The organism is Perlucidibaca piscinae DSM 21586 (assembly GCF_000420045.1).
In the GTDB taxonomy this organism is placed as follows: domain Bacteria; phylum Pseudomonadota; class Gammaproteobacteria; order Pseudomonadales; family Moraxellaceae; genus Perlucidibaca; species Perlucidibaca piscinae.
Map to the genome: position 1 here is coordinate 153411 of NZ_ATUE01000006.1, position 20868 is coordinate 174278.

The 20868-nt window shown below is 61.4% G+C and carries 16 protein-coding genes; 9 read left to right on the forward strand and 7 right to left on the reverse strand.

Annotation, left to right across the window (positions count from 1 at the left end):
• Positions 1-10: 10 nt before the first annotated feature.
• From F595_RS0104690 to F595_RS0104710, 3 genes are read left to right on the forward strand one after another with little or no spacing between them, the layout of a single operon-like run.
• Positions 11-2134 (forward strand): GmrSD restriction endonuclease domain-containing protein, encoded by a 2124-nt coding sequence (locus F595_RS0104690; RefSeq protein ID WP_022955715.1) that lies wholly within the window; start codon positions 11-13, stop codon positions 2132-2134.
• Positions 2135-2171: 37 nt separating this feature from the next.
• Positions 2172-4073, forward strand: a complete 1902-nt coding sequence (locus F595_RS12775; protein ID WP_228126945.1) for a site-specific DNA-methyltransferase — start codon at positions 2172-2174, stop codon at positions 4071-4073.
• Entirely contained in the window at positions 4073-7144 is a 3072-nt protein-coding gene (locus tag F595_RS0104710) for a type III restriction-modification system endonuclease (protein ID WP_022955719.1), read from the forward strand. Before F595_RS12775 ends, F595_RS0104710 begins: the two co-directional genes overlap by 1 nt.
• Before the next feature lie 312 nt (positions 7145-7456).
• On the opposite strand, the gene F595_RS0104715 is transcribed toward F595_RS0104710, so the two are convergent.
• From F595_RS0104715 to ycaC, 5 genes are all read right to left on the reverse strand, one after another.
• Positions 7457-9073 carry an MFS transporter gene (locus F595_RS0104715; protein ID WP_022955720.1) on the reverse strand — a complete coding sequence of 539 codons (1617 nt, stop codon included), beginning with the start codon at positions 9071-9073 and terminating at the stop codon, positions 7457-7459.
• A 17-nt stretch (positions 9074-9090) separates the two neighbouring features.
• Positions 9091-10353, reverse strand: a complete 1263-nt coding sequence (locus F595_RS12780) for an alginate export family protein (protein WP_022955721.1) — start codon at positions 10351-10353, stop codon at positions 9091-9093.
• Positions 10353-12218 (reverse strand): amidohydrolase, encoded by a 1866-nt coding sequence (locus tag F595_RS0104725; RefSeq protein WP_022955722.1) that lies wholly within the window; start codon positions 12216-12218, stop codon positions 10353-10355. The genes F595_RS12780 and F595_RS0104725 overlap by 1 nt, the downstream gene beginning before the upstream one ends.
• Positions 12219-12233: 15 nt before the next feature.
• Positions 12234-12872 carry a hydrolase gene (locus tag F595_RS14620; RefSeq protein WP_022955723.1) on the reverse strand — a complete coding sequence of 213 codons (639 nt, stop codon included), beginning with the start codon at positions 12870-12872 and terminating at the stop codon, positions 12234-12236.
• Positions 12873-12964: 92 nt separating this feature from the next.
• Positions 12965-13588, reverse strand: a complete 624-nt coding sequence (gene ycaC, locus F595_RS0104735) for an isochorismate family cysteine hydrolase YcaC (RefSeq protein ID WP_022955724.1) — start codon at positions 13586-13588, stop codon at positions 12965-12967.
• Between the two features lie 162 nt (positions 13589-13750).
• On the opposite strand from ycaC, the gene F595_RS0104740 reads away from it, so the two are divergent.
• Positions 13751-14641, forward strand: a complete 891-nt coding sequence (locus F595_RS0104740) for a LysR substrate-binding domain-containing protein (RefSeq protein ID WP_022955725.1) — start codon at positions 13751-13753, stop codon at positions 14639-14641.
• 5 nt (positions 14642-14646) lie between these two features.
• Here F595_RS0104740 and F595_RS0104745 read toward each other — a convergent pair whose 3' ends face one another.
• Positions 14647-15717: a hypothetical protein gene (locus tag F595_RS0104745; RefSeq protein ID WP_022955726.1), complete on the reverse strand. Its 1071-nt coding sequence runs from the start codon at positions 15715-15717 to the stop codon at positions 14647-14649.
• Between the two features lie 8 nt (positions 15718-15725).
• On the reverse strand, positions 15726-16226 hold the full coding sequence (gene tpx / locus F595_RS0104750) for a thiol peroxidase (RefSeq protein WP_022955727.1): 501 nt from the start codon (positions 16224-16226) through the stop codon (positions 15726-15728).
• 183 nt (positions 16227-16409) lie between these two features.
• Here tpx and F595_RS0104755 point away from each other — a divergent pair, with 183 nt between their 5' ends.
• The 5 genes from F595_RS0104755 to F595_RS12790 all read left to right on the forward strand — a co-directional run bounded on the left by F595_RS0104755 (position 16410) and on the right by F595_RS12790 (position 20820).
• On the forward strand, positions 16410-17480 hold the full coding sequence (locus tag F595_RS0104755; protein WP_026913237.1) for an alkene reductase: 1071 nt from the start codon (positions 16410-16412) through the stop codon (positions 17478-17480).
• Positions 17481-17572: 92 nt separating this feature from the next.
• Positions 17573-18751 (forward strand): alpha/beta fold hydrolase, encoded by a 1179-nt coding sequence (locus tag F595_RS12785; protein WP_022955729.1) that lies wholly within the window; start codon positions 17573-17575, stop codon positions 18749-18751.
• Positions 18748-19809: an NAD(P)H-dependent flavin oxidoreductase gene (locus tag F595_RS0104765; protein ID WP_022955730.1), complete on the forward strand. Its 1062-nt coding sequence runs from the start codon at positions 18748-18750 to the stop codon at positions 19807-19809. Before F595_RS12785 ends, F595_RS0104765 begins: the two co-directional genes overlap by 4 nt.
• A complete protein-coding gene (locus F595_RS0104770) occupies positions 19799-20350 on the forward strand; it encodes a nitroreductase family protein (RefSeq protein ID WP_022955731.1) in 552 nt (183 codons plus the stop codon). The genes F595_RS0104765 and F595_RS0104770 overlap by 11 nt, the downstream gene beginning before the upstream one ends.
• Positions 20347-20820, forward strand: a complete 474-nt coding sequence (locus F595_RS12790; RefSeq protein ID WP_022955732.1) for a YiiD C-terminal domain-containing protein — start codon at positions 20347-20349, stop codon at positions 20818-20820. Before F595_RS0104770 ends, F595_RS12790 begins: the two co-directional genes overlap by 4 nt.
• The last annotated feature ends 48 nt before the right edge of the window (positions 20821-20868 follow it).

A 20868-nucleotide genomic window follows, 5' to 3' on the forward strand; every position in this document is an offset into this window, starting at 1 on the left:
GGATTAAAGAGTGAAAGCAACTGAAGCCAGCCTGCTCCTGTTTTTACAAAAGTCGCCGCAGTTCGCCATTCCCATTTACCAGCGCAACTACTCCTGGACGGCCACGCAATGTCGCCAGCTATGGGCAGATTTGCTGCGAGCAGGACGTAGCGACGCGATCAAGGCCCACTTCATAGGTGCAGTCGTCTATGTCAAGCGGGGGCAAGACAACGTGGTGGCGCAAGAGCCGTTGATGGTCATCGACGGGCAACAGCGTTTGACAACGAGTACTCTGTTGATTGCCGCCCTGGCAAAGCACTTTGAAGCCAAGAAGGTGGCAGAGCTGCTGGAGTCGTTTTCAGCCATCAAGCTTCGTAACTACTACCTTCTGAATCCCTATGAGGAAGGCGAGCGCCACTACAAGTTGATTCTTTCGGAGACCGACAAAGACACCTTGTTGGCGATCCTGAACAACGCCCCGATGCCTGCTGAAGCCAGCCAACGCATCGTGGAGAACTATGAGCTTTTCCAGGAACTGATTGCAGCCCATCAAAGCGAACTGGAGGCCATTTGCCGTGGACTTTCCAAGCTCGTGATCGTGGACGTATCCCTGGACCGTTCACAAGACAACCCGCAGCTAATTTTCGAGAGCATGAACTCCACCGGCCTGGAGCTCAGTCAGGCCGACTTGATTCGTAACTACATCTTGATGGGGCTTGAGCCCAAGCTGCAAACCGACCTGTACAAGACGTACTGGCGGCCCATGGAGAAAGCCTTTGGTCAGACCGCGTATGGGGTGCACTTTGACCCTTTCATGCGTCACTATTTGACTGCCAAAACGGGGGAAATCCCAAATGTGCGTGAGGTGTACACCGCTTTCAAGAGCTTTGCTGCCAGCTTTAAGGGGGACATCACCAGCTTAGTGGCCGACATTCACGCCTATGCAACTTACTACTGTGCGATGGCCTTGGGCGCAGAGCAAGACAGTGCGCTCAAGCAAGTCTTCCATGATCTGCGAGAGCTGAAGGTCGATGTGGCCTATCCCTTCCTGCTGGACGTGTACCACGACCTGAAGCAAGGCCGTCTGACCAGCGAAGAGGTGCTGACCATCGTGCGGCTGGTTGAAAGCTACGTCTTCCGCCGGGCGATTTGTGCCATCCCTACGAACTCACTGAACAAAACGTTTGCGGGCATGAGTGGCACCCTGAAGAAGGATCGCTATTTGGAAAGTGTGAAGGCGGCTTTTCTGTTGCTGCCGTCGTACCGCCGCTTCCCGAGCGACGAGGAGTTTCAACGAGAAATCAAACTGCGGGACCTGTACAACTTCCGCAGCCGCAGCTACTGGTTGCGTCGCCTTGAAAACCATGGCCGTAAAGAGCGCGTGGTGGTGGAGGACTACACCATTGAGCATGTCATGCCTCAGAACGAGGCACTTTCGGCTGAATGGCAAACCGAACTTGGCTCCGAGTGGCAGCGGGTTCAGCAAACCTGGCTGCACACGCTGGGCAATCTAACGCTGACGGGATACAACAGCGAATACAGCGATCACCCTTTCGCCTACAAACGCGATCAGGTCACTAGCAAGGATGGCAAGAAGATCGGCTTCAAGTACAGCCCCTTGAACCTGAACGAGGGGATGGGTGAGGTCGAAAAATGGGACGAAAATGCCATCAAGGCACGTGCCACCAAGTTGGCTGCCGAAGCGGCCAAGGTCTGGACTGCGCCGCAACTCGCTGCTGATGTGTTGGATGCTTATCGCCCGGCAGCCGTCAAGGGTAGTCAGCAGTACGCCATCACCGACCATCCCCACTTGGCGAGCGGCCCAATGCAAGGGTTGTTCGAGGCGCTCCGCAAAGCAGTTCTCGCTCTTGACCCCTGCGTGAGCGAAGAGTTTTTGAAGCTGTACGTGGCATACAAAGCGGAAACCAACTTTGTCGATGTGGTGCCACAAGCCAAGCGTTTATTGCTCGTGCTGAATCTGAGCATTGAAGACATCGAAGACCCCAGGAGCATGTGCCGAGACATTTCAAACATTGGCCGGTGGGGCAACGGCGACGTGGAGGTCGGGGTGTCAAACCTCAACGATCTGCCCTATGTGATGGGGCTGATACGTCAGTCCTTCGATCACCAAATGGGTAACCCGCAGGACGTTTGAGTTCGTCACCGATGCTGAATCACAAGAGATTAACCAAATGACCATGCAAAAAATCGAAGCTCACAGCTCTGAAGCTCAGACCGCGAACATCTTGGCTGACAATATTGCCCAACTGAAGGCAATTTTTCCTGAATTGTTGACTGAAAATACGAAAGGTGCCGCTGCTATCAATGTGGATGTATTGAAGCAGCTGGTGGGTGATGCCATAGCCTATGACGGCGATGAAAAGTACGGGTTGAACTGGCACGGCAAGCGCAAAGCGCGCCAAATTGCGCTGACGCCTAGTACTGGCACCCTTCGTCCTACGCAGGAGGAGAGCGTTGATTGGGACACTACTCAGAACTTAATTATTGAGGGTGATAATCTTGAGGTATTGAAGCTCCTGCAAAAGAGCTATGGCGGAAAGGTCAATTTAATATATATAGACCCACCATACAACACTGGAAAAGATTTTGTCTACCCAGACAATTTCCAAGATAGTATAAAAAATTATCTCGATATTACTGGCCAATCCGATGGCGGAGCAAAAATTTCAACGAATACTGAGTCAAGCGGGCGTTTTCATACTGACTGGTTAAATATGATTTACCCACGTCTAAAGCTATCTCAGTCACTTCTAGCCGATGATGGAGCAATATTTGTTAGCATTGCGGACCACGAAATTCACAACCTTCGCCATGTAATGGATGAAATTTTCGGCCCCGAAAACTTTATCGCTAATGTTATTTGGCACAAGATGGATAGTCCGAAAAATTCGGCAGTTCATCTGAGTGAAGACCATGACTACATCGTGATTTACGCCAAAAACAGCGAAATTTGGCGCCCGGTACCTCTTCCTCGAACGGAAGAAATGATTGCCAGATATAAAAACCCTGACAATGACCCTCGTGGACCTTGGTTACTGGGAGACTTGGCAGCTAGAAACTTTTATGCTCAAGGTCGCTATCCTATAACAACACCTTCTGGAAAAGTTATCTCCGGTCCGCCCGCAGGGAGCTACTGGAGAATTAGCGAAGAAAAGTTCCGAGAGTTTGAAAAAGATGGACGTATCTGGTGGGGCAGCTCCGGCGACAATCGCCCAGGAATAAAACGCTTCATTTCGGAGGTGAAGGATGGGGTTGTTCCACAGACATACTGGCCATGGAAGGATGTCGGCAGTACTCGTCATGCCAAACAAGAGCTCTCACAAATTATGGAGGCCGATGCAGGCGAGGATCTTTTCATTACCCCCAAGCCTGTTCGACTTATAAAACGGGTCCTTCAAATTGGTGCAGGAAAAGATAGTTTGATTCTGGATTTTTTCGGAGGCTCTGGTACTACGCTGCATGCAACCTACGAATTAAATTCAGATGACAATGGGTCGCGCAGGTGCATACTTGTTCAGTTACCTGAGCCATTAGCCGAGACATCGAAAAAAGGATATCGAAATATTGCAGATATTACTCGAGATAGAATTCGCCGGGTAGGCAAAAAGCTTCGCGAAAAGAATCCAATGGGGGGGCAGGATCTTGGGTATCGGGCATTTAAGCTCGATACATCAAATATCCGCGCCTGGAATCCAAGTTCCAGTGACCTTAAAGCGTCGCTTTTCGATCATCTTGAGCACCTAGAGCCGGGCCGCACCTGCGATGACATCCTCTACGAGATCCTGCTCAAGCTGGGGCTCGACCTTTGCATACCCATCGAAACACGTGACATCGCTGGCAAGCAGGTGAACAGCGTTGGTGCTGGTGTGCTGATGGCTTGCCTGCACGAAAGTATCAAGGCGTCTGAAGCGGAGGCTCTTGCCTTGGGTATGGTCGCCTGGCACGAGGAGCAAGGCACCGTGGGTGATACCACCGCCGTCTTCCGAGACAGCGCATTCGAGAACGACATTGCCAAGAGCAACCTGGCTGCGATCCTGAACCAGCATGGCATCAAGCAGGTGCGGAGCCTGTGATGAAACTGCATTTTGAATCCGACCTGCCGTACCAGATCGACGCCATCGAGGCGGTGTGTGACCTGTTCCGTGGTCAGGAGGTCTGCCGCTCGGTTTTCACGGTCACCGCGCAGGCATTGACTGCTCGCGCACAGCAAAGCTTTGAGGGCAAGCACTTCACCGAAGGCGGTGGCATTGGCAATTCGCTGCAACTGGTGGTGGATGAAGAGCTGTATACCAACTTGCAGCAGGTGCAGCTTCGCAATGGCTTGCCTCCGTCTCAGCCTTTGTTAGCTAAGCAACCGCTCGACTTCACCGTGGAGATGGAAACAGGCACAGGCAAGACTTACGTGTACTTGCGAACCGTGTTCGAGTTGAACCAGCGGTATGGCTTCACCAAGTTCGTGGTTGTGGTGCCTTCTGTTGCCATCAAAGAGGGTGTGAACAAGACCCTTCAGATCACCCGGGATCACTTCGAAACGCTATACCCAGGCGCCAAGGGTTACGAGTTCTTCCAGTACGACTCGGACAAGCTCGGCCAAGTGCGTAACTTTGCGACCAGCCCGAATATCCAGATCATGGTCATCACGGTTGGTGCCATCAACAAGTTCGGTGATGAGACTGCTGCATTGGCAGAAGAGTCTGACGAGGCCAAGCGCCGGGAGAAGTCCAAGAACAAGATGTACCGCACCAGTGAGAAAACGGGCGGCGAGCGCCCCATCGACCTGATTCGAGGCACTCAACCCATTTTGATCGTGGATGAGCCACAAAGTGTGGATGGTGGCATCGACGGCAAAGGCAGGAAGGCGTTGGCGCACATGTCACCTCTTTGCACGTTGCGCTATTCCGCCACGCACGTTGACAAGCACAACATGGTGTACCGGCTCGACGCCGTGGACGCCTATGAGCAACGGCTGGTGAAGCAGATCGAGGTGGCCGCAGCCACGGTGCAAGGGGGTAACAACAAGCCCTATGTGAAGCTACTTGCGGTGAGCAACAAGCGTGGTGTCATCACGGCCAGCATTGAGGTGGATCGTGAAAACGCGGCTGGGGCTGTCAGGCGAGATGTCATCACGGTGCAAGACGGCTTCGACCTGGAGCAAGAAACCGGACGCCCGCTGTATGCCGACATTTGCATTGGTGAGATCCGCACGGCCAAGGGCGATCAGTTCCTGGAGCTGAAGGTGCCCGGCAGCGAAGTGTACCTGCGGGTGGGTGAAGCATGGGGTGATGTGGACGCCAGTGCCGTGCAACGCGAAATGATCCGCCGCACGATCAAAGAGCATCTAGACAAGGAAAAGCGACTGCGCCCACTCGGGGTCAAGGTGCTCAGCCTGTTCTTCATCGACGAGGTAGCTAAATACCGCCAGTACGACGATCAAGGCAACCCGGTGAAGGGGGAGTACGCCTTGATGTTCGAGGAAGAGTACAAACGCTGGGCGCGTCATCCAGACTACCAAAGCCTTTTTGCAGAGGTGGACCTGAGCATGGCCGCCCATGACGTGCACAACGGCTACTTCTCTATCGACAAGAAGAAGATTGGCGGTAAGACAGTTGAGGTGGTGAAGGACACTAGCGGCAGCACGGCAGCCGATGACGACACTTACAACCTCATCATGCGAGACAAGGAAAAGCTGCTGAGCTTTGAGTCTCCCCTGAAGTTCATCTTCTCCCACTCGGCCCTGAAAGAGGGTTGGGACAACCCCAACGTCTTCCAGATCTGCAACTTCTCGACCCGTGAAACCGAGCGTTGGCGTAGGCAAACCATTGGCAGAGGCTTGCGCCTGTGTGTGAACCAGAAGGGTGAGCGACTGCACGGCTTTGAGGTCAATACGCTGACGGTGATTGCTACCGAAAGTTATGAACAGTTCGCCGAGAACCTTCAGAAGGACATTGAGAAAGACACCGGCATTCAGTTTGGCGTGGTGCAAGACCATGAATTCGCAGGCATTGCGGTTGTGCAGGCTGCCGGTGATGTGCAACCGCTGGGCTTTGAGGCATCCAAGGCCCTGTGGGCTCACCTGAAAGCCGAGGGGTATATCAATGAAAAGGGCAAGGTACAGGACACGCTGAAAACTGCCCTGAAGGAGGGCACCCTGTCGCTGCCAGGTGAGTTCGAGGCTCAACGTCAGCAAATCATAGCGGTGTTGAAGAAGCTGTCAGGCAAGCTCGAAGTCAAGAACGCCGATGACCGCAAACCCATTGCAGTGCGTAAGTCGGTGCTGGTCAGCCCGGAATTTCGTGCCTTGTGGGATCGAATCAAACACAAAACCACATACCGGGTGCAGTTTGACAATGAGAAGCTGATTGAGAGTTGCATCGAAGCCTTGAACGATGCGCCCCCCGTGGCAAAAACCCGGCTGCAGTGGAAGAAGGCGGGCATGGCGATTGGCAAGGCGGGTGTTGATGCTTCCTTGATCTCCGTGTCTGATTCGATCACTTTGAACGAGGGTGACGTTGAACTGCCCGACGTTCTCACGGAGCTGCAGGATCGAACGCACCTCACCCGCAAAACGATTGCTCGCACCCTGACCGAAAGCCACCGGCTGAACGACTTCAAGCGCAACCCGCAACAGTTCATCGAACTGGCAGCCGATGCCATCAACCGTTGCAAGCGGCTCGCGTTGGTTGATGGCATCAAGTACCAGCGCCTGGGTGATGAGCATTTCTATGCCCAAGAGCTTTTCGAGACTGAAGATCTGACCGGCTACCTGAAGAACCTTGTGCAAAACACCACGAAATCGGTTTACGAGCACGTGGTGTACGACTCCTCTGTTGAGCGTGACTTCGCCGAGGCGTTGGAGAGGAATGAGGCTATAAAGGTCTATGCCAAGCTACCCGGTTGGTTCAAGGTGCCTACCCCATTGGGATCCTACAACCCTGATTGGGCCGTGCTGGTTGAGCGCGACGGTCAGGAGAGGCTGTACTTTGTTGTGGAGACCAAGAGCAGCCTTTTCGATGATGACCTACGAGATGCAGAAAGTGCCCGGATCAAGTGCGGCGCGGCGCACTTCAAGGCACTGGCGGTGGGCGAAAATCCAGCGATCTATCTCAAGCTCAAGGATGTAGATGGCCTGCTTGAACAAAATTGATCGAGCCAACTTGAGTCTTGTGAGCAATATCGAAAATACAGTTAAAAAGTGCGCTGAGCACAGAAGTTATCGGCCGCAGTCTGGCGTAATCCAGCAAAGCCAATCATAGCCCAACGTGCAAAAAATCGTGTGCAACTACTGCACACGAATAACTTTAAAGCATTGATTTATATGTTAAATATGCTCTTTCCATCATGGGGGCGACGGAGAGGCTTTTTGCGTCAGAAGTCATGGTGTCGTCTGGTTTTGAAAAGTGGCGTGGCCGGGCGCTGGCTGACAATCGAGATGCCTCGACCAGCGCCGGTCACGTCACTAGTGTCGCATGGTGGCGTCGTATGCGGAATTCTCCGGCGACAGCGCCATCCAGTGCTCCACCACCGGCTTGTCATGCCCGTGATGCAGCGCATGTACCCGCGCCTGCACCTCGCGATCGGCCTGCGAGACACGTTCGTGCTGACGCAGATGCTCTTCCCAGCTGCCCAGCAGGAACCACTCCATGACGTGTTCGGGATGTGCCATGTCGAACATCACGCCCCAGGCGTAGGCGCCATCGCGGCGGCGTATGCGTCCGAGCGGGCGTATGGCCTCGAGAAAGGCGGCCTGGTCGGCAGCCGACACGCGATAGCTGATGCGTATCATCACCGGTCCGCCGGTGGCGTCGACATCGTCGGCAATCGCCGGTTCGGGCCAGTGCAGGGAGGGTGTCAGGTCACGGTCGCCGGATGGCAGCTGCCAGCGGTGCGCGAGCAGGCCGATGCTGGCGGTGGCGGCAGCCGCTACCGCCAGCGTGACGGGAATTCCATGCAGCGAGGCGAGCTGGCCCCAGCAGGCGCTGCCCAGGGTCATCGCCCCGAAGAACACGGTCAGATACAGCGCCAGGCCGCGACCGCGAACCCAGTCCGGCAGTACCGACTGGGCGGTGGCATTGAGTGTGGTCAGCACGGCAATCCAGGCCGCGCCGGCCATCAGCAGCAGGGCAATGCCCTGTGCCGGCGAGCTGGCCACGGCCAGGCCGGCCATGACGGCGGCGGTCAGAAGCGCGCCGGCCAGCACGGTGGCGTTGGCTGACAGGCGGTGCTTGAGGCGCGGCAGCAGCAGGGCACCCGTGATGGCCCCGGCGCCGATGGCAGCCATGGCCAGACCGTACACGGTGGCATCGCCGTTCAGCTGCTGGCGCACGATCAGCGGCAGCAGCGCCCAGTAGCAGCTGCCCGCGATGAAGAACAGGAAGGCACGCAGCAGCACGCGTTGCAGGTCGTGATGGAACAGGGAAAAGCGCAGGCCGCTTTTCATGGCATCGACGATGTGCTCCGGGTCGCGAACCGCGACGGGCGCCGGCCGCCACCAGTACAGGGCGGCAATGATCAGCAGGTAGCTGAAGACATCGACCAGATAGGTGGCAGCGATGCCCAGCGTGGCGATCAGAACGCCCGCGATGGCGGGCCCGATGGCGCGCGCGATGTTCACGCCCAGGCTGTTGAGCGCCACCGCCGGCCGCAGCAGCGGGCGCGGTACCAGCTGCGGCACGATGCTTTGCCAGGCAGGTGCGATCAGTGCCGCGCCAATGCCGCCGCAGAACGTCAGCGCGAGCAGGATTTCCGGCGTCATGCCGTTGCGCCAGGTGAGCAGGCAGAGCAGGGTGCTGATCATGGCCAGGGCGATCTGTATGGTGATCATCAGACGGCGGCGGTCGACGATGTCGGCGAGTGCGCCTGCCGGCAGCGCGAGCAGGAAGACCGGCAGCGTCGTGGCGGCTTGCACCAGCGCCACCAGCGTCGGGGATGGCGACAGCGAGGTCATCAGCCAGCCCGAGGCGGTGTCGCGCATCCAGGTGCCGGTGTTGCCGGCGACGGTGGCGAGCCAGAGAATCAGGAACGCGCGCTCACGCAGCGGGGCAAAGGCGGATGGCTGATGCGAGGCGAAGGTCATGGCCGTGTCTCTGGGGGTCAGAAGGTGAGCGTGATGGCAGTTTGCAGATAATCGATGCCGTCATCCTGCAGGTCGTCCAGGGCCGCGCCGGGCTGGAAGCGCACGTAGCTGGCCTGCAGGCGCAGCGTGTCGCTGGCTTGCCAGGTTCCGGCCAGCTGCAGCTGCTGGCCAATGAAGCGGTCGCTTCCAGCCGTGCCGGCGATGGGGTTGAGGGGCACCGGGCTGGTGTACACGGCATCCTCGCGGCGGTGCTTCCAGAGCAGGTTCCAGCCCGCCTGAAGGCTGATGTCGGCACGCGGCGTCAGGGTCAGGCCGGGTTGCACATCGATCAGGTTGGCAGGTGCGATGAAGCCGGCATCGCTGAAGTAGCTGGGATTGGGGTAAAGCGCATTGAAGGTGTTCAGGCGGCCATCCCCGGGCGTGCCGTCGCCACTGGCGAGATCCGCCTTCAGGCCCAGCCGGGGCTGCCAGGGCAGGCGGGGGAGATGCCAGCCGATGTCATTGGCGACGGTCCAGGCCCGGATGCGTTCATCCTGCCAGCGTCCGGTCTGCCAGACGGCTTCGCTGTTGAGCGTCAGCGCGCCATGGCCGCCATGCAGGCGCGTGCCCCAGGACTGCCGCTCCTCGTTGCCGCTGCCGCTGGCGAAGCGGGCGTTGTCGCGTGTGTAGTCCAGCGCGTACAGCTCCAGTTGCAGCGTCTTTGACAGCGGTCGCGTCAGCTGCATGGCCGTCAGGCGCTGTGCGGGATGCCCCCGGTCATCGAAGTCGCCATCACGATTGAGCACGGGACGCCCCGCCAGCACGCGCAGCGTGGCAGCGCCGAGACCGGCCTCGGCATCGAGACCGTCGAAGGCGCGCCGGATGTTGGGGCCGTCACGCAGGGCAAGCAGGCGGCCGCTGCCCAGCAGCCACTCCTGACGGCCGGCCGTGATGCGCAGATCGCTGCGCGGGCGCCAGACCAGAAAGCCCTGATGCAGATCCGGCGCACTGTCATCGACCGGTGACGGGCCGTCGTTCCGGCCATTCTGGGCATAGGCGCCGAGTTGCACGAAGGCGCGCAGCGATGCCTGCGGCCGCCAGTCGGCATGCCCCAGCAGCCGATGCTGGAATACCGTATCGGTCTCGCCGCCGGCGCCCAGGCGATTGTCGGAGACATGCTCGATCTTCTCGCGCAGGCTGGCGCCGAACGACAGTGCCTCCGCGCCTGCCACGGCCGGCAGCAGCCCCGTTGCCAGCAGGCAGGGAAGCAGCCGTCGCGCTGTCACGGCGCCGTCACGCATCAGACAGCCCAGCAGGCGCAGCCAAGCGCGCCCCAGAAGGCAGACTGCTGATCGTCCGTGACCGCTCCGGCACTGGCCCGGCCGTGGGCATGGCCATGCACGTTGCAGCTGCTGGCACAGGCGCAGCTGGCGGCGGCCAGGGCATGCATCGCGGCCTGGTTGCGCTCGGATTTCCAGTAGCGCGAGCCGTGGTTCACTGGCGACCAGTCCGGCATGGCCGGCGGCAGGCCGGGATCGAAGCCTGAGAAGCTGCCGGCGCCATAGACCACCTTGCCATCGACCACGGTGAGTACCGAGGTGAGTTGGCGAATTTCCTCCACCGGGACGCTGAAGTAGTCATCCGAGAGCACGGCCAGGTCGGCGTACTGACCGCTCCGGATCTGGCCCTTGACGCCATCTTCGTTGGAGAACCAGGTGTTGTGGCGGGTATACAGCGCCAGCGCGGTCTGGCGGTCGACCAGATTGGCATCGGGATACAGGCTGAGGCCTCCCAGCGTCTTGCCGCTGACCAGCCAGTACAGCGCGTTCCAGGGGTCGTAACTGGCGACACGGGTGGCATCAGTGCCGACACCGACCGGCAGCCCCATGTCCAGCATGCGCTTGAAGGGGGGCGTGCGTTCGGCGGCACGGCTGCCGTAGCGCTGGACGAAATACTCGCCCTGGTAGCTCATGCGATGCTGGATGGCGATCCCGCCACCGAGCCTGGCAATGCGTTCCAGGTTGGCATCGCTGACGGTTTCGGCGTGGTCGAAGAACCAGTGCAGACCGTTGAAGGGCTGGTCGCGATTGACCTTCTCGAACACGTCGAGGGCGCGCGCGATGGTCTCGTCATAGGTGGCATGCATGCGCCATGGCCAGCGGTTTTCCACCAGCAGGCGCACCACGGCTTCGAGGTCGTTTTCCATGCTGGCCGGCATGTCCGGGCGCGGCATGCGGAAGTCCTCGAAGTCGGCGGCCGAGAACACCAGCATTTCGCCGGCACCGTTGTGACGGTACATGCCGCTGCCCTGACCGGGGCTGACCTGCCCGGACCAGCGCGCGAAATCGGCAACTTCCTCTTTCGGCTTCTGCGTGAACAGGTTGTAGGCGATGCGCAGGGTCAGCTGTCCGGCCTCATGCAGCTCCTCGATGACCTGGTAATCGTCCGGATAGTTCTGGAAGCCGCCGCCGGCATCGATGACCGAGGTCACGCCCAGGCGATTGAGCTCACGCATGAAATGCCGAGTCGAGTTGACCTGGTATTCGTGCGGCAGCTTCGGCCCCTTCGATAGTGCGGTGTAGAGCAGCAGGGCATTGGGCTCGGCCAGCAGCAGACCGGTGGGTTCGCCACGCGAATCCTTGACGATCAGTCCGCCGGGCGGATTGGGCGTGTCACGCGTGTAGCCGGCAGCGCGCAGCGCGGCCCGGTTGAGCAGCGCCCGGTCATAGAGATGCAGGATGAACACCGGCGTATCCGGTGCCACGGCATTGATCTCGTCCAGTGTCGGCAGTCGCTGCTCGGCAAACTGCAGCTCACTGAAGCCGCCCACGACCCGTACCCATTGCGGTGCCGGTGTTCTGGTGACCTGCTCCTTGAGCATGCGCATGGCATCGGCCAGCGACGGCACGCCATCCCAGCGCAGCTCGAGGTTGAAGTTCAGGCCGCCGCGAATGATGTGCATGTGCGAGTCGATCAGACCGGGCACGACACGGCGCCGTCCGACGTCGATCACTGTGGTGTCGGCGCCGGCCAGACGCAGGATGTCGGCATCCTGGCCGACGGCAAGGAAGCGACCGTCCTGCATGGCCACCGCCGTGGCCTCGGGATGGCTGGCGTCAAGGGTGGTGATGCGGGCGTTGTGCAGGATCAGGCTGGGACAGCTCATGCGGAGGCTCCGGGATCAGGTGCTGGCAGGCGGTGTCAGCATGCTGGCTGCATAGCGCAGCCCGATGCCGTAACCACCGGCGTTTTCCTCGATGATGGCGCGTGCCTGGGCATAGGTATCGCGGCGGGTCCAGTCACGCTGCAGCTCCAGCAGCAGCTGGATCCAGCTGATCAGGCGCGCACCGGCCTGTTCCATGCGTCTCAGCGCCAGTTCATGCGAGGTCGTGCTGGCGCCGCCGCAGGTGTCGGCCACGACAAAGACCTCGTAACCGTCGGCCAGCGCGCTGAGTACCGGAAAGGTCACGCAGGCTTCGGTCAGCAAGCCGGAAACGATCAGCCGCGGGCGCCCGGTGTTGACGATGGCGGTGCGCACCTGCTCGTCTTCCCAGGCGTTCATGTTGCGACGCTCAAGCGATTCCACGTCGGGCAGCAAGGCCTTGATCGAGGGCATCAGCGGGCCGGAGTAGACCTTGCTGGCGGACGTGCTGACGATGACGGGCAGATCGAAGGCCAGGGCCGTCTTGACCAGCGACAGGGTGTTGTTGAGCAGGGTTTGTCGTGCCTGTGACTCGACCGCGAAGGCAAGGCCGGCCTGATGATCAAGCAGTACCAGCGCGCAGGCATCAGGTGTCAGGAAGGGAGAGGGCGTTTGCATCCTGGATCTTCCTTTCATGCGTTGAATGCAAAAACGGCCACGATCCCTGCCGGGGATGTGGCCGATCCTGGGTCAGGTGCTGCGTCGCCACATCACTTCTTGGTCAGGGCGTCGTAGCTGGTGATCAGGTTGCGGTAGTCCGGGATGTGGTTGGACAGCAGCGTGGCCAGGCCTTCGACGTCATTGCGCCAGTCGCGGTGCAGTTCGCAGGCGACAGCGAACCAGTTCATCAGCTGGGCACCGGCAGCGGTCATGCGCTCCCAGGCCGACTGGCGGGCGATGTCGGTGAAGGTGCCGGAGGCATCGGTGACCACGAACACGTCAAAGTCTTCTTCCAGGGCTGACAGGGCCGGGAAGGCGACGCAGACTTCGGTGACCACGCCGGCGATGATCAGCTGCTTCTTGCCGGTGGCCTTGACGGCCTTGACGAAGTCTTCGTTGTCCCAGGCGTTGATGTTGCCGGGACGGGCGATGTAGGGCGCATCCGGGAACAGGGCCTTGAGCTCCGGCATCAGCGGGCCGTTGGGGCCGTTCTCGAAGCTGGTGGTGAGGATGGTCGGCAGCTGGAAGTACTTGGCCAGATCGGCCAGGGCCAGCACGTTGTTCTTGAACTTGTCAGGGTCGATGTCGCGCACCAGCGACAGCAGACCGGCCTGATGGTCGACCAGCAGGACAGCGGCATTGTTCTTGTCGAGACGCTTGTAGGTAAAGCTCATGGTCGTATTCCTGTCGATTGGGGGGTATTTTCCGATGACTGTCTGGTCTTTTTGCTGTTCCATCCATGCTTGCAAAAAAGCCGTTCGAAAGACATTAATCACTGGACATGTATTGGACAAGACAGAAAAGATGAGTATCAGTGTTGCGCTGATGGAACGACCATGGATGATCTGAACGACTATCTTTATTTCGCACAGGTGGTGGATCACGGCGGCTTTGCCGCTGCCGGCCGGGCCCTGAATCTGCCCAAGTCAACGCTCAGCCGTCGCATCAGCCAGCTTGAGGAGCGTCTCGGCGTGCGCCTGCTGCAGCGCAGCACCCGGCACTTCTCGGTCACTGACCTGGGGCGCGAGTTCTATCAGCACTGCGTGGCCATGCAGGTGGAGGCGGAGTGCGCGCGTGACGTGATCGCCCGTCATCAGGGCGAGCCGCAGGGCATCGTGCGCATGAGCTGTCCGATCACGCTGCTGCACTACAACATCGCCGAGCTGATCAGCCAGTTCATGGTGCGCCATCCCAAGATAGTCGTGCAGCTGGAAGCCACCAATCGCCGTGTCGACGTGCTGGCCGAGGGGCTGGATCTGGCCCTTCGCGTTCGCTTTCCACCGCTGGAAAACAGCAATCTGGTGATGCGGGTGCTTTGTGAAAGCCCTCAGCGCCTGCTCGCCAGCCCCGACCTGCTGACGCGTCATCCGCCAATCCGGCAACCCGAGTATCTGCAGGGGCTGCCAAGCATGGACTGGGGCACGGTCGGAGAGCATGTCTGGTGCCTGGAGTCCGTCAACGGCGAGTCCCGCCTGATACGGCATCAGCCCAGGCTGGTGACCGAGGACATGACGGCCCTGCGCATTGCCGCCATGCATGGTCTGGGCGTGGTCCAGCTGCCCACCATCATCGCGCGCCAGGCGCTGGATGCCGGTGAGCTCTGCGAGGTGCTGCCGGACTGGGCGCCGCGCAGCGGCATCGTGCATGCGGTGTTTCCGTCACGCCGGGGCCTGTTGCCCAGCGTCCGGCTGCTGCTCGATTATCTGGTTGCCAACATCCGCCACTGAGCCGGTCAGAGCGGCTGCAGGCGGGTCATGACATCACCGCGCGCCAGCATGTCGCGGAACTCGTCGGCAATCCGCTCGCCCAGTGACAGTGCGGCTTGCCAGGCCTGCAGGCGCTCGCTGTCACGGCCCTTGTAGCCGCTGAAATCCTTGCGGCAGGGAATCTTGCCGCCGGGCAGCCGGGCGACAAGCGCCGGGTTCGGCGAGAGCACCAGCATGCGCTCGACATGCCGGGTACGACGGTGACGCAGACCCTTGTCCAGCCAGCCAGGCACTACGCGCTGCTCGTAATGCGGAATGAACAGCAGGCCGGATGGCGACTCCCGAAGCGGCAGGTCCATGTGGTAGTCGATGAGACCGCCATCGATGTGTGCGCCCAGTGGCGCGGCAGGAATGTCACGCACGGTCTGCATCATCAGCGGGATGCTGCCGCTGGCCAGCGTCGCTGTCGCCAGGTTGTCAGGGGTCAGACGTATCACATGATTGCGGAAACTGTCCGGCAGCAGAATGTCGGCCGGACGCTGCTGGTTGTGGAACAGGCAGCGCTCGAACGAGGCGGACAAGCGACGGCGGTGGCACAGGTTGTTGACGAAGGCCAGGGCAAAGCCGATCGCCTGCACGGCCGGCTGATGGCTGGCGGCGAGGCCCAGGCAGCGCGCGGTGATCAGGTTCAGCTGCAGCCAGGGGTGTGCCAGCACATGCTCGATGTCATCGTGATTCAGGGTGGCATCGAGAATGCCGCGTACCTGGCGGGTGATCTCGGCAGCATCGGGCCGTTCCCGGTAGTGCTGGGCGCAGTAGGCCGCCACCAGCCTGTCGATCGCCGCCACCGGATCACGGTGTGCTGCCGCCACCAGGCGGAAGGCCCCCACCGACGCGCCGAAGGCGGGCAGGGGCGAGCGCCGCTGCGGCAGCCAGTCGCCGAACAGGAAACGGTCGAGGGCGGCGATGACCAGGAACTTGGGGCCACCGGCCGGCGCACCCAGGGCAGCCAGGCTGTCCGGGGTCAGTCCCTGCTGTTCCAGCAACTGCCGGGCCTGCGCACCGGCGCGCAGCACGAAGGCGGGTTCGTGTGTCATCCGCCTGATCAGCCCAGCACGGCCAGTGCGGCAGCGTAGTCAGGCTCATTGGCGATTTCGCTGACCAGCTCGCTGTGCAGCACGCGATTGTCGCCATCGAGCACGACCACGGCACGTGCTGCCAGGCCGGCCAGCGGGCCGTCGGCAATGGCGACGCCGTAATCGCGCAGAAACTCGCGACCACGCAGCGTTGACAGGTTGATCACGCGATCCAGACCTTCGGCACCGCAGAAGCGGGCCTGCGCGAACGGCAGGTCAGCCGAGATGCAGAGCACAACGGTGTTGTCGAGGCCAGAGGCGCGGGCATTGAACTGGCGTACCGAGGTTGCGCAGGTCGGAGTGTCGACGCTGGGGAAGATGTTGAGGATCTTGCGCTGGCTGCCGAAACTGGCCAGCGTGGCATCGGACAGGTCGTTCCTGACCAGCGCAAAGGCTGGGGCGGTGTCACCAGGGACGGGCAGGGTTCCGTCGACCCGGACCGGGTTGCCATGCAGGGTTGTTGTTGCCATCACGCATCTCCAGGAAAAAGAACCAGTCGCCGAGTAAAGCAGAAGTTGGCACGCACGGGCAGTGGGCGGTGACGTGTGTGCCGGTGTGCGCTTTGCGTGCAGTGTGGGCTTTGCAGGCATGCAGCGACTGTCTAGTCTGTGTCGCAGCGCCCTCAACACTGTCCGGGAGTCCCCATGTCTGATCTGTCGTCGCTGTTCCAGCCCCTGCAAGCCGGTGCCCTGCAGGCCGCCAACCGCATCTGGATGGCGCCCCTGACGCGCACGCGTGCCGGTGAGGAGCATCTCGCCAACGCCCTGATGGCCGAGCACTACGCCCAGCGTGCCAGTGCAGGCCTGCTCATCGCCGAGGCCACCATGGCCATGCCCGGCTGTTCGGCGTTCTGGCGCGAGCCTGGCGTGCACAGCGATGCCCAGGTTGCCGGCTGGCGGCTGGTCACCGACGCCGTGCACGCTGCCGGTGGCCGCATCGTGCTGCAGATCTGGCACGGCGGACGCGCCTGCCATCCCGACCTCAATGACGGGCGCCAACCGGTCGCGCCCAGTGCGCTGGCCATCACCAACGACACCGTGCACACCCCCAGCGGCAAGGTGCCCTACGTCACCCCCAGGGCCCTTGAGGAGGCGGAGATTCCCGGCATCGTCGAGGGCTTCGCGCATGCCGCACGCCAGGCCATGGCGGCCGGCTTTGATGGCGTCGAGGTGCATGGCGCCAACGGCTACCTGATTGACGAGTTCCTGCGTGATGGCAGCAACCAGCGCACGGATGGCTATGGCGGTACCCGCGAGAAGCGTGCGCGCTTCCTGTTCGAGGTGCTGGAGGCGGTGATCGCGGTCTGGGGCAGCGATCGTGTCGGGCTGCGTCTGTCGCCGCTGAACAGCTACAACGACATGCGCGACAGCGATCCGGTCGGCCTCGCGGGGTGGCTGGCCGGCGAGCTCAACCGTTTCCGGCTGGCCTATCTGCACCTCATGCGTGGTGATTTCTACAACCAACAGAAGGGCGATGTGCTGACGCCGGTACGCGCTGCCTGGCAGGGCGTGCTGGTCACCAACATGGGCTACAGTGCCGAAGAGGCGGCCGCCACCGTGGCAAGCGGACAGGCGGATGCCGTGGCATTCGGCGTCCCGTTTCTCGCCAATCCCGACCTGCCGGCCCGTATCCGGGCTGGTGCGCCGCTGAACGCGGCTGATCCGGCGACGTTCTACAGTCCGGGGCCGGCCGGTTACACCGATTATCCGGTATGGTCGCAGTGACGATGATCGCTGGCGCCATGGTCAGGAATGCCGGGCATGAATGCTCTATAATGGTACGATCGTATTAATTTATCCGCAGGGAGAGCCAGTACATGGCGCGAGTGAATCTGCTGTCGCGGGCGCGACAGTATGCCGAAACCGGCGTGGCGATGGCGCGCAAGCTCACCGACAGCCGCCGCCACAAGGAGCGCTACATGCTCCAGGACCTGTCTGCCTACGAAACCATCCTGCGTGACGGCCTGATGTCGGTTCGGCACTACCGGCCGCTGGACGAGACCGAGGTTGTCATCGAGGGCAAGACCCAGCCGGTGCAGCAGCAGAAATACCGCATTCCGCTCGTGCTGGTGCCGCCACTGGGCGTGTTCGCTTGGATCTTCGACCTCATGGCCGACCGCAGCCTGGTGCGCTACTTCCTCGCCCATGGCTACGACGTCTACCTGATCGACTGGGGCTCCCCCAACCGTGACGACAAGCACCTGACGCTGGAAACCTACGTTGGTTACTGGATGCCGCTGGCCATGAAGGCGATTCGCAAGCACAGCGGCAGTCAGCAGCTGTCCCTGCTCGGCTACTGCATGGGTGGCCTGCTGTCGCTGATGTATCTAGCCTCCAGCAAGGATCGCGAGGTGCTCAACCTGGTCACCATCGCCAGCCCGGTCGACATGCACAAGACGCTCAGCGGTCGCCTGTCGGCCCTGATCGAGAAGCCGGCCCATTTCGTGCGCAAGACCACCGGCTTCCGCCTCGACAACCTGGATGACAAGCTGTTCCACATCCCGGGCCCGATGCTGTCGTTCATGTTCAAGATGACCAACCCGCTGGGGGTCGTGTCCAGCTACATCGAACTGCTGCGCAACCTCGGCGATGACGACTACGTGGCGCGCTACATGACCATGAACGAGTGGTTCACCAACATGCCGGACTATCCGGGCGGGACCGTGCAGGAAGTCATGCGCGACATGGGGCTGTACAACCAGATGGTGCGCGGGCGCATCAAGGTCGGTGGCGTGCTGGCAAACTTTGCGGACATCACTGCCAATGTGCTGGCGTTTGCCGGTGAAACCGACGTTATCGTGTCGATACCGGCGGCCGAGGCCATCATGGATGTGGTGAGCTCCCGCGACAAGACCTTCCATGTCGTGCCGGGTGGCCATGCCGGTGTCTTCACGGGCAGCAAGGCGGCGCACACGACCTGGGCCCTGAGTGCCGCCTGGCTGTCGACGCGTTCCGGTGGCTGGGCTGCCTGCGCCTTGCCGGAGCAGGCCACGTGAGCCAGGGCAACCGCCTGACCTCGCTGCTCGGCATCGAGCAGCCGTTCCTGTGCTCGGGCATGACCTATGTCTCCAATGCCCGTCTGGCGGCCGCGGTGAGCGAGGCGGGCGGTCTGGGCCTGATCCAGATCGGTCACCTGACACCCGAGCAGGCACGCGCCGAGATCCAGCTTGCCAAGCGTCTCACCAGCAAGCCGTTCGGCATCGGTCTGGCGCTGATGATGCCCGGCGCCCGTGAAAACGCCGAGGTGGCACTTGACGAACAGGTGCCGGTGATCAACTTCTCGCTGGGCAAGGGTGACTGGCTCTGCCGTCGCGCGCATGCCTATGGCGGCAAGGTGCTGGCCACCGTGGTCACCGAGCGCCATGCCATGGCCGCTGAACGCGATGGCGCCGATGCCCTGATCGTCACCGGCCATGAAGCCGCGGCGCATGGTGGTGATGTCACCACCCTGGTGCTGATCCCGGCAATTCGCCGCGTAACCGCGCTGCCCATCATCGCGGCTGGCGGCTTCGCCGGTGGCGAGGGCCTGATCGCCGCTCAGGCGCTGGGTGCGGATGCCGTGGCCATGGGCACACGCTGGGCCATGACCCGTGAAAGCCCGCTGCATGACAGGACCCGTGAGCTGGTGCTTGCCAAATCGGTGGATGACACCCTGGTCACGCGCAATTTCGACGGCATGCCCTGTCGCATCATGGCCACGCCCACCGGCCGTGCCGTGGCACGCAAGCCGCTGACGCCCTGGCGCGCGCTTTGGCAGTCCCTGCAGCTGATGTGGCGACAGCGCACCCCGGTGTCGCAGGTGCTGCGTTCGGTGCGTGAGCAGGGCGTGATGGAGGCGATCAAGCTGATGTATTTCGGTGCCGCCGTCGAGCGCATCCGGGTCGCCATCGAGGACGGTGATCACGCGCGCGGCGTGCAGCTCATCGGCCAGGCCCAGGGACTTATTGATGACGTGCCCAGTTGTGCCGAGCTGATGGCACGTCTGGTTGCCGATGCCGAGGCCACGCGTGCCCGGCTGCTCGCAGCCACGGGAGGAGTACATCATGCAGCTTGAAGAGGCGTTGTTGACGCGTCGTTCGCTGTCGCAGCTGGGGGCTCCGGCGCCCTCCGCCGAGCAGCTGGCGTTCGCTTTCGCGGCGGCAGGCCGTGCCCCTGACCATCGTCTGCTGCGTCCCTGGCGCTACCTGGTCATCGAGGGGGAAGGTCTGAGCCGTCTGGGTAATCTGTTCGTGGCCTCGGTGGCGGCCAGCGATCCGGCGCGTGCCGAAGCCGAGTCGCAGCGCCTGCGCCAGATGCCGCAGCGTGCGCCGATGATCGTGGTGGCCATCCTGGCGCGCCAGGAACATCCGACGGTTCCGGACTGGGAGCAATGGCTGAGCCTGGGCGCATCGGTGCAGAACTTCCTGCTCATGCTGCATGACCAGGGTTTTGCCGGCATGTGGCGCACCGGCGAGATGGCGACCTCGGCCACCGTGCGTGACGGCCTCGGGCTGCAGCCGCAGGAGCAGATTGCCGGCTTCATCTATGTCGGTTCGGCACTGGCTGACAAGGCGGCACCCGCGACACCGGAGCCGTTCTGGCAGGTCTGGCCGTGACTGCCGCGATCAGGCTGCCTGAGCGCGCCGCCGCGGATGCACTGATTGCGGCCATGCGCGAGGAGATGCCGCTGCTGGCATTCATGGGGGTCGAGGTGGAGGCGTGTGACGGTCATTCCCTGACCTTGCAGGCGCCGCTGGCGCCCAATCGCAACGACAAGGGCACGGCTTTCGCGGGCTCTCTGGCTAGCCTGTCCACGGTGACCGGCTGGGCGCTGCTGACCCTGTGGGCGCAGGCGCAGGGGCTGCCGTGCCAGGTGGCGGTCTTTCACACCGAGATTCGTTACCGTCGACCGATCGTTCAGCTCTTCAAGGCGACGGCCATGCTGCCGGATGACGCTGCACTGGCTGCGCTCAGGGATCAGCTGCTGACCAGGAGCAAGGCCCGGGTCACGTTGAATGCGGTGGTGGTGTCTGCAGAGGGAGAAGCGGTGGAGCAGGTGGCGTCGTATGCGCTGTGGCGGATCTGAAAACAAAAGGCCCGAGTCATTGAGGACTCAGGCCAGAGGGTAAACAGC